Raw genomic sequence first — 2027 nt, 5'->3', positions numbered from 1 at the left:
AACCGACCACGCCGTATCCTCGGCTACCGAACCCCAGCAGAAGTCTTCACCGACCTCCTGACCAGCCCGATTGCTACCACCGGCTGAAACCGCCCGCCCCAGATACCGAACCGTTCGTCGGCGGCCACCGCGTAGGCGAGGCAGGGCGTCCGGGCCGGGCAGACCGAACAGGCGTCGACCGCCGTCTGCGCCGCGTAGCTGTTGGCCTTGTCCGGCCACCACGCCTCCGGGTCCGACCGCTGGCACGGGACCGACCCCGCGGCGGCAATCTGGGCGGTCAGCTCAGACCATTCGGCAAATGCCGTGGTCGGGATAGCGACGGCGCTCGTGGGTGCCGGTTCCATAGAGGCCATGCGCCTATTACGTCACAGCGTTTATGCGAGCCGGTGAAGGCACGCCGGCCGTCACGTCACGGCCGGGCGCTCCGTACGTCAACGGCCTCCACGGTGTCGCGGCGGTGGACGCGGGGGCGCCGACCATCGCTAGCTCGAAGTAGCCGACGCCGGGCAGGTCGGCGTACGGGCCGTACGGGGCGATCGGGCGCACGTCCAGTCCGAGCATTCCCGCCAGTCCATCCCCGGCGACCGTGGCGCATACCGCCCGTGAGTAGCCGGCCGCGGAGGCCGCCGCGGAGGCCTCGACCAGTAGACGGCGTGCCCACCCGCGGCCTCTCGCAGTCGGGACGACGTAGAACCGACGCAGCTCGCACACGCCCGGCCCGTGTCGGCGCCAGCAGGCCAGCGCGACCGGTGCCCCGTCCTCGTAGCCGAGCCGAACACCACCGGTCGGGGCCCTGTAGTCGGTCGGGTCGTCCTGGTCGAGGTCGTGCGCCCCGTAGGTGCCCGCGTAGTGCTCTGCCAGGGAGGACAGCAACAGCCGCACTGACCGGGCGTCGTAGGCGGCCGGCCTGATCACAACTGGGCCACCAGCGCGGACATCTGCCACCGGGGAAAAGCGACCTGCGCAAGCGGACCGGAGCGCAGCACCTCACCGCCGAGGCGTTCCACCGCGGAGGGAAACGGTGCCGCCGCCTCAGTGTCCAGCAGACGCACGAATGCCAGCCCCTCGACAAGCGTGCGCCGGTAGTTCACCGCCGGCTGCACCCCTGCCGTCAGGGCCGGCAGCTTCGCCGGCCACAGCCGCGCCGTCGCCTCGGAGAGGTTCACACACGAACCGACCGTGACCACGCCTGCGGCCGCCAGAGCATCCAGCAGAGGCGCCATCTCCGCATCGACCGTCACAGGCGCCCCCAGCACCGTCCGTGGCACCTGTGAGTGCACCTCCCCGTGTCGGGTGCAGACCGGGCATGCGCATGCCAGAGCGGCCCGGATGGTGCTCACGTCAGGCACGACTACCTCCCAGGAGTCGGCCGAGCACGTCGCCCAACCCGTTCAGCTCCCGGTCGGTCAGGTACTCCCGCGGCGACAGGCCCCACGTCGGGATGTCCACGACCGCGGTCTCCTCCACATCCGTCGCCCGGAGTTCCGGACGGTGTGCACCTCTCACGCGGGCGGCAGCGATCGCGAGCGCGTCTCGTGTCAGCCCCGCCGGCCACCGCCGCGAGTACTCCTCGAACGACCCTGCATCGTCCAGCCGCGTCAGCTCCCGTCGCAGTGCCACAGCGACACCCGAGCACTCTCGCCGCTGAGCCTGTTCCGGCGGCACCACGAACCCCGCGGCGGCCTGCTCTTCGGTCACCCGGTAGACGTTGCGGTCGGCCTCAGTCACATGACAGGAGACCGGGTCACCGTGCCGGACGGCACGCCACAGCCCTGCAACCGCCCCCCGGCTGTACCAGTCGTCAGGGTGTTCCCGACCCTGATTGGCCTGTGCCTGCGGACACTCAGCACACATGCGGCGGGCAGTCGGGCGCATTTCCTCATTCACATTATTATAACTACCGACTTCGGCTTGCGAACGAACCGATACCACGCGACTTGGAGGTTGTCCCGGGTCTCGTGGAAGTTGAGGTGGCGGTCCCCCGCCTGCACCGGCCGTGAGGTAGGTGTTGGGCGTCCGCCAAGACT

The 2027-nt window shown here is 70.0% G+C and carries 4 protein-coding genes; all 4 read right to left on the bottom strand.

Annotated elements, in window-relative coordinates:
* Nucleotides 1–23 precede the first annotated feature (23 nt).
* Complete coding sequence (locus BLW04_RS29995) at nucleotides 24–344, bottom strand: WhiB family transcriptional regulator (protein ID WP_371327830.1); 321 nt, start codon at nucleotides 342–344, stop codon at nucleotides 24–26.
* 16 nt (nucleotides 345–360) lie between these two features.
* Complete coding sequence (locus tag BLW04_RS25310) at nucleotides 361–915, bottom strand: GNAT family N-acetyltransferase (RefSeq protein WP_091548401.1); 555 nt, start codon at nucleotides 913–915, stop codon at nucleotides 361–363.
* Complete coding sequence (locus BLW04_RS25305) at nucleotides 912–1268, bottom strand: hypothetical protein (RefSeq protein ID WP_175484311.1); 357 nt, start codon at nucleotides 1266–1268, stop codon at nucleotides 912–914. The genes BLW04_RS25310 and BLW04_RS25305 overlap by 4 nt, the downstream gene beginning before the upstream one ends.
* Nucleotides 1269–1341: 73 nt before the next feature.
* Nucleotides 1342–1728: a hypothetical protein gene (locus tag BLW04_RS27260; RefSeq protein WP_091548397.1), complete on the bottom strand. Its 387-nt coding sequence runs from the start codon at nucleotides 1726–1728 to the stop codon at nucleotides 1342–1344.
* Nucleotides 1729–2027 lie beyond the last annotated feature (299 nt).

Source organism: Modestobacter sp. DSM 44400 (assembly GCF_900107175.1).
Taxonomy (GTDB): domain Bacteria; phylum Actinomycetota; class Actinomycetes; order Mycobacteriales; family Geodermatophilaceae; genus Modestobacter.
The sequence above is the reverse complement of the archived record's forward strand: the minus strand, read 5'-3'. Positions and strand labels throughout refer to the sequence as shown.